Annotated in this window: 6 protein-coding genes; 2 read left to right on the top strand and 4 right to left on the bottom strand. The window is 39.9% G+C overall.

What is annotated here, in order from left to right; all coding sequences use genetic code 11:
• Positions 1 to 55: 55 nt before the first annotated feature.
• The gene (locus QZ055_RS07130) at positions 56 to 676 is read left to right on the top strand and encodes an aminoacyl--tRNA ligase-related protein (RefSeq protein ID WP_295825614.1); all 621 of its coding nucleotides are present in this window, start codon (positions 56 to 58) and stop codon (positions 674 to 676) included.
• A 7-nt stretch (positions 677 to 683) separates the two neighbouring features.
• Positions 684 to 2,732, top strand: a complete 2,049-nt coding sequence (locus QZ055_RS07125; protein ID WP_295825610.1) for a tetratricopeptide repeat protein — start codon at positions 684 to 686, stop codon at positions 2,730 to 2,732.
• A gap of 114 nt (positions 2,733 to 2,846) precedes the next feature.
• On the opposite strand, the gene QZ055_RS07120 is transcribed toward QZ055_RS07125, so the two are convergent.
• The 4 genes from QZ055_RS07120 to QZ055_RS09435 all read right to left on the bottom strand — a co-directional run.
• Positions 2,847 to 4,097, bottom strand: a complete 1,251-nt coding sequence (locus QZ055_RS07120; protein ID WP_295804558.1) for an inverse autotransporter beta domain-containing protein — start codon at positions 4,095 to 4,097, stop codon at positions 2,847 to 2,849.
• 62 nt (positions 4,098 to 4,159) lie between these two features.
• Positions 4,160 to 5,425: an inverse autotransporter beta domain-containing protein gene (locus QZ055_RS07115; protein WP_295825608.1), complete on the bottom strand. Its 1,266-nt coding sequence runs from the start codon at positions 5,423 to 5,425 to the stop codon at positions 4,160 to 4,162.
• 24 nt (positions 5,426 to 5,449) lie between these two features.
• A complete protein-coding gene (locus tag QZ055_RS07110) occupies positions 5,450 to 6,580 on the bottom strand; it encodes an inverse autotransporter beta domain-containing protein (protein WP_295825606.1) in 1,131 nt (376 codons plus the stop codon).
• A gap of 663 nt (positions 6,581 to 7,243) precedes the next feature.
• Positions 7,244 to 7,344, bottom strand: a 101-nt coding sequence (locus QZ055_RS09435) for a zinc finger domain-containing protein (protein ID WP_363178892.1), incomplete at its 5' end; no start/stop codon positions are given.

Raw genomic sequence — 7,344 nt, 5'->3', positions numbered from 1 at the left:
AATGAAGCTATAGCTTCGTTCGGGATTTATTTTTTGTTGAACCGGAGGATTATGTATGAAACTTGATAAGCTCGTAGGCGAGAGATTCAAAGAAAAGCCGTCCGACTGCGTTATTGACAGCCATGCGCTGATGCTGCGCGGCGGATATATGAAGGGCGTCGCTAACGGTATTTATTCGCAGTATACACCGCTTAACCGTATATGCCGTAAAATCGAGGATATACTTCGCGACGAGATGGATAAGGTAGGCGGCCAGGAGGTTAAATTCCCGGTAGTGCTTCCCGCAAGCCTTTGGGACGAATCGGGCAGATATGAGAGCGTCGGCAGCGAGCTTATGCGCTTTACCGACCGTAATAACGCTCGTCTTGTCCTCGGTATGACTCATGAGGAGGCGTCGGTGCAGCTTGTTCGCGAGTATGCAAATTCATATACAAAATACCCGTTTATGATATATCAGATTCAGACGAAGTTCCGCGACGAGGCAAGACCGCGCGCAGGGCTTATCCGCGTTCGTGAATTTACCATGAAGGACGCATATTCCTTCCATACTTCGCAGGAGGATCTTGAGGAGTACTACGCTGAGGTCTACGAAGCATATAACCGCATTTTTGCACGTGCCGGCTTGCCGGAGGTAGTTGCCGTAACGATTTACATGGGAGGAATCAAACTTCCCTGAAAACAACATGCGCACTTATCAATGCTTGCACGATAGCATTCGCCGTTGTAGTCCTATTGGCACCTTACAAGCATTGCGTATCAATGGAACGATTACACCTACTGTTGAAAAGGATATGTTAATATCCTTTGACGATGCGTTTCGGATCGTCTACAACTACGCGGAGCAAGGTGATGCCTTCTGCCAATACATTATAGGCAATGTCTTTTTCTGGCGTGATGACGACCGTATTAACCTTGCAAGGGATATGATTACACCACCTCGCCTCAGTTTGGCGAAACGCATCCAACAGAGCCTGCAAAAAGGTTCTATACAGGAACGCCTTATAGCCTTACAAGGTACTATTTCCAACGAAACATTACAGGAAAATGCCACTAAACTCGCCAAGGAATGGTTTAACAAAGCCCTCGATAACGGGCTCGCCATGTTTCAAGGCAATTTACGCAATATCTATATCGACGAAGGCGATTTTAATAATGCGCGCCGCGTAGCGTTAACCGCTGCTGAGCTAGGTAATCCAACCATGATGCTCTACACCGGTCTAGACTGTCATGAAAACGGAAAATTCGAGGATGCTTTCACATGGTTTACGAAAGGTGCCGCCTTGGGTCAAGCTGAAAGTACCGCTGAATTAGCAGATTACTACTATCATTTCTATGATACTAAAGAGCTACGCAGAGTCATTCCTTATGATCCTGTAAAAGCAATTGGACTCTACCGCCGTGCAGCTACTAAGTATTTTAGTGATGCCGGCTATGCAGCATTACAAGCTGCCTTTTGCTATATCTTCCACATTGGTCACCTACCGCTAGACTGGGGCCTCATTGCAGACTTAACCCACATGGCAGCCACAAAAGAGCGCTTTATGTTCTCCTTGCCATACATTGGTTATATGCGCATTCACGGTTTCGGTGTAACCAAGAATATACGCTTTGGTGTTCAATCCTTAACACGTGTACTAGAGGAAGAAAAGCGCGCATTAGAAGAGGAAGACCGCGTTCTCTTCTACGATATTACACGAGCTTTAACGCGCGTTGCCTTAGGCTATGCCTATGAAAAAGGCTATGTTACAGGCAAACCTGATTTAGATACTGCTGTAGCCTATTACGAAGAATCCCATCAATACATTCTGTCTCACAAAGCTAATCTAGATGAAGAGTTAAAGGGTATTCCTATCGATGATGAAGCAGAAGAACGATTAGCGGCCTTCGAACAAGTCGATGGTCATTGGCGTTACAAGGAAGGTATTACAGAGTCTACTACAACAGTACGTCCTGGTCATACTGAATGGCCTCAAAATGCAGCACGTTTATCTGTAAACATGGATGACTTCTTATGGGACACTACCTTATATGATTGGCAAACCATCGAGCACGCCTTAGCATCACAAGACGAAATGAAACTTAGCTTTTACAATCATTTCCTATCCGTTCCAGACAAGCTACGCAACATTTTTAAGCTAGATGTAAAGCGTATGCTACGTGATACGTACCAAGTCAGAATACATGGTTATGACCCTACAGAAGGTCAAGAGATGATCTATCGAGCACTATTCAAAAAAGAGAATACCATTCAGCTATTAAAAGACCTCTACGATACGCACCAATTACCTGCATTAGGAGATAACTGGTCCATCGAAACGAACGAGGAAAAGCCAACTTGGCATTATGTACTCGATGTAGATCAACAGGCATTTCTACTTGAAGAATACGATGATGCTAACGCGATGATACAAACTGCATTACAAGGCTTAAAAGATAAAAAGTACGAACAAATTAATGTCCGTACCCATGACTTTATCGGCCCATCTTATTTCATTTTCAGAGGTAATCACGCAAATCCATTTAGAGTCCAACTCTATTTGAAAGAATCCGTGCGTCACTCCATAGACAAAGATGGAAAACCTCTAGATACGCCAGGTAATACCTATTTATTTGAACAACATTTAGGTAACGAAGTATCATTAAACTACTGGATTCAAAAAACGATTAATACCTTAGAAATCCCTGAGCTAGACAACTGGAAAAAACTCAGCGTACCTAAGGCATTACAATAGAAATAACCAAGAACATAAAAAGAGCTAGTACATAATGTACTAGCTCCTTTTTTATAACCTATGAACAAGCTAAACTATTATAAATAATCATGAGGGTAGTGTATGCGGAAGCCCCTATAAACCTACATCGACAACGCCATGATCATAAGTTTCTTCTACAGTTTCTTGTACAACCATATCACTGCGATGTACCTTATCAAGCATCTTAGAGCGTGCTGTTGTAATGGCACTTTCACTATGTTTACCACCACGCCAAGCAAACTTAGATGTACCGATTGTATATTTCAAAGTTGCATAAGGACCACTCAAATGATGAGACGCTGTTTTATAACCCGCATCAAGAGTAAGATGTGGTGTAATATGGAATTCTGCCCCCACTTTAAAGCCTTTAATAGCATCGCGTTTAGGTAATTTATAATACCCTACTTTTACAGCCTCTCTACCACGCCAGTTATAATAGTCTGCATAGACACGAGCCCATCTAGCATTTTTAAATGTTCGAGCATAGCCAATATCATAACCTCTAGCTACAGTATTTTCACTTAGAGCCCAGTGATTTTCATAATCAACCCTAGCATAATCATAAAGACTTTGATCAGGATCCATTCCATATGGATACAATCCTGTAGGATCATACCATGTATCAGTTCGCCCATGAAGGCCTATATATTTTCTTTCATTAGATCCTAAATTTTTATAAATATTGGCATGGAATTCATTAAGCCCTACCACATATTCTAAGCCACCACTAACACGTTTATATCCATTTTTAAATGCATGGTCATAGAATGCATTAACACCAACGTAAGCATGCTCACCTTTACTAAGGCGACGATACCCTACACCAACATTAGCATTTACACCTAAGGACTCTTCCTTATCTGTTTGCCCATTATATACCGTAAACGTCCCTGCAGGTCTAGCTGGAACCCAATAATTATTTAATTTATTAGAGGATATCTTTTCTCCACTGCGTCCAATACGACCTTGTACAAAGACAACACTTTTAGCATTTTCATCGTAATGGGTTATAGGTTGTAATGTCTCAATGTATAACTTGTTGAGTTCTGTAGATTTGGATTTATCAGAAGTCCCCACAATAGGATGATTTTCCCAAGGCGTAAAATTATGGAAGTGATGGCTACTCGACTCTTCAGAATTTTTCATACCAACGCCAACTACGATATCTGTACGATCCATCCAGTTAGAACGAACCGCATCATGCTTAGCCCCATTCACTTCTGTAGTAGAATCTGCAATACCTTGGCCATGTCCATTTTGTACATCTGCTGCAAAACCTGTAGCACTAAATGCACATGCTACAGCACCTAAAACCATTGCTTTTATCATTAATGTCTTGCTCATATAAATTACTTTCCTATTATTACATGTCTTATTTAATATCTATAATCTAAACTACAGTGGTATTATAGATGATCAATTGGCGCCAAATAATCGTATTCAATGTCATCAAAGGATTCTACAATCATGTCTTGACGACGTACCTTATCTAGCATTTTAGAGCGAGCTGTAGTAATCGTATCATCACTATGCTTGCCACCCCAGAAGGCAAATTTAGATGTACCTAATGTATATTTAAGAGTGCCATACATCCCTTTCGACATGTTATTGGCATTGTTATACCCAATATCTAAAGATATATGTGGTGTTAACTGTAATTCAGCACCAATTTTAATGCCTTTATAATGGTTAGCATTTCGTGCAGTAAACCATGGTACAGACCAATGACCTGGACGACCCCAATTATATTCTTGTTTGTGGCTAAATCCATTGCCATTCCAACGATACCCATTTACATAGGTACGAGCCCAACGTGCATTTTTAAAGGACCTTACAATCCCTATTTCATATCCATCTAACACGCCACCACCTACATAGGTATTATAATTTTCACTAGGAATGGTATTGTATGGGAATGTATCTGGATAGCCATTAGGATACAAGCGTTTAGGATATGGATTACCGCCACCGCCTTTTACGAGCTCCTTATCACCAAGGCCTCTATACACATTAGCATACACTTCGTTGAGTCCATTCACATACTCTACACCACCGCTGATACGATTGTAATTTCCTGTGAAAGCACGATCTACAAAAGCGTTAACACCTACATAAGCATGTTCATGTTTACTAAGAATACGATAACCAACACCTAAGCTACCAACCGTTCCTAACGACTCAGATGTTTTTTCATCTGTATTGATTTCCGTAAAAACATCAAACCCAAATGGTGACATTACAAGGTCTGGAGTGAAATAACCTCTTACCTCTTTAGAGGAGATTTTCTCACCACCACGGCCAATACGACCTTGTACGAACACAACGCTCTTAGAGTTTTCATCATAATGGGTAATAGGTTGTAATGTTTCTATATAGGCTTTAGTGATATTCCCGTAATCTGATTTTGTATTGTAAAAGTTATTATTATAATCACTAGGGAACATCCCCTTATGCGAATCAGATGTACCACCAGTTTGAACACCTACGGCAATATCTGTTCGATCTAACCAATTGGAACGAACCGCTTCATGCTTAGCCCCATTCACTTCTGTAGTAGAATCTGTAATACCTTGGCCATGTCCATTTTGTACATCTGCTGCAAAACCTGTAGCACTAAACGCACATGCTACAGCACCTAAAACCATGGCTCTAAATACTAACTTGCTTATCATATATTACTGTCTCCCCACTAGCCTTTATAAGTGATCATAAGGTACTACCATCCAGAATTCTTCATAGGTATTACCTACTCGCATCGGACTGCGATCTACTTTATCTAACATTCTAGCCCGTGCATTGGTAATAGTATCATCACTATGCTTACCACCATGCCAAGCAAACTTGGATGTACCTAATGTGTATTTAACAAAACCATAGGCACCACTAGAGTTGTTATTATCTGATGTATACCCTACATCTAGAGAAACATGTGGTGTAAGTTGTAATGTAGTACCAGCTTGCCAGCCATGGCTTTTACCAACATTAAGAGTTAAGGCAGGACCTTCACCATGTGTTGTGGCGCCTAAGCCATTCCAATGATAAGCACCTACATAAGCACGTGCCCAACGAGCATTCTTAAAGGTGCGTGCATAGCTTACATCATATCCGGACAATGCTTTTTGAGACTTGTAAACTGTATAACCTGCAGTGCCACCATCTAACAAGAATTCAAAATAACCTTCATATAAAGGTACATTATAAGGTTCAGATTTTGTACTATTTAATCCCTTATAGATATTAGCGCGAACTTCGTTAAAGCCAGATACATATTCCAAGCCACCGCTAATACGGTTATATTTTTTCGAGAAGGAATGATCATAAAACGTATTAACACCTACATATGCATGTTCATGTTTACTGAGAATCCGATAGCCTAATCCGACATTAGCAACGGTTCCCAATGATTTAGTATTATGATGTTCTTCAGGTCTATACCGTTGTTCGCCTTTTTTAGTAACTGGATTGTATGGATACCAATATCCCCCATTGCCACCAGAGAAATAGCTAGCTTGATCCTCTTGTCCGCCTTTACCGATGCCACCTTGTACGAATAGAACTGATTTAGAGTTTTCATCATAATGGGTTAAGGGTTGTAATGTTTCTACCGAAACTTGAGCCCCTACCTTAGATTGGGTACCGACTATAATATCTGTACGATCCATCCAACTAGAACGAACCGCTTCATGCTTAGCCCCATTTACTTCTGTAGTAGAGTCTGCAATACCTTGGCCATGTCCATTTTGTACATCTGCTGCAAAACCTGTAGCACTAAATACACATCCTATAGTTCCTAACACCAACGCCTTAATGAATACATTTCTTCTCATGACTTATACGCTCCCCTCGTTTTGCATAAGAAATAAAACCACACAACACTGCCCGTTCTTCACGTTCATTTCATGTTCAATTAATCTTCATTATAGGTATGCTTGCTTCTATAGTCAATATAAGGCCTTATAGTTAAACGACACTTAAAGATTCTCTAAATCATTATGTTACAAATTGATTTCTATTTTCAGGCATAAGAAAAAGACCACCCGCAAGCTGGGTGGTCTTTTTTCTGGGGAATGAAATTGTTATTTGAATAAAGGCAAGATTGCGTTTGCTAAACCAGTAAGTGCAGCCAAAATTGCTTTAACGATAGTTGCTACCATTGCTCTTCCTCCTTCTCATATAAGCACAATAACTAAACTAACTATAAACATCTTAAACTAGGATATTAAGTTTAATATGAAATGAGTAAATTTTTACACATTAATTTTTCATGAGGAAAATAATAAAGTACTAATTATGATAGATAGTTTTGTGAGAAAGATAGCATACAATGAATTCATAATTCTATATATTTTCTTAATATTTTGTAAACTAGCATAAATATGACTTAGAAACTCAGCTATAATAGAAAAACCCTTCTCTACATTCCCAGTTCAAACCGAACTAAAGAATATTAGAGAAGGGTTTCTATAAATTATCTTGTTTCCTATCTATAATTATAGGGATTTAACAACCTCTGCACAACGATGGCAAAGTGTAGGGTGTTCGCTATCTTGGCCTACTGTATCGCGGTGGATCCAGCAGCGTTCACATTTTT

This window comes from uncultured Veillonella sp. (assembly GCF_905209685.1).
GTDB lineage: Bacteria > Bacillota > Negativicutes > Veillonellales > Veillonellaceae > Veillonella.
The sequence above is the reverse complement of the archived record's forward strand: the minus strand, read 5'-3'. Positions and strand labels throughout refer to the sequence as shown.

Coding starts and splice junctions, on each gene's coding strand:
- QZ055_RS07130 (WP_295825614.1), top strand. CDS start 56: ATGAAACTTGATAAGCTCGTAGGCGAGAGATTCAAAGAAAAGCCGTCC.
- QZ055_RS07125 (WP_295825610.1), top strand. CDS start 684: ATGCGCACTTATCAATGCTTGCACGATAGCATTCGCCGTTGTAGTCCT.
- QZ055_RS07120 (WP_295804558.1), bottom strand. CDS start 4,097: ATGAGCAAGACATTAATGATAAAAGCAATGGTTTTAGGTGCTGTAGCA.
- QZ055_RS07115 (WP_295825608.1), bottom strand. CDS start 5,425: ATGATAAGCAAGTTAGTATTTAGAGCCATGGTTTTAGGTGCTGTAGCA.
- QZ055_RS07110 (WP_295825606.1), bottom strand. CDS start 6,580: ATGAGAAGAAATGTATTCATTAAGGCGTTGGTGTTAGGAACTATAGGA.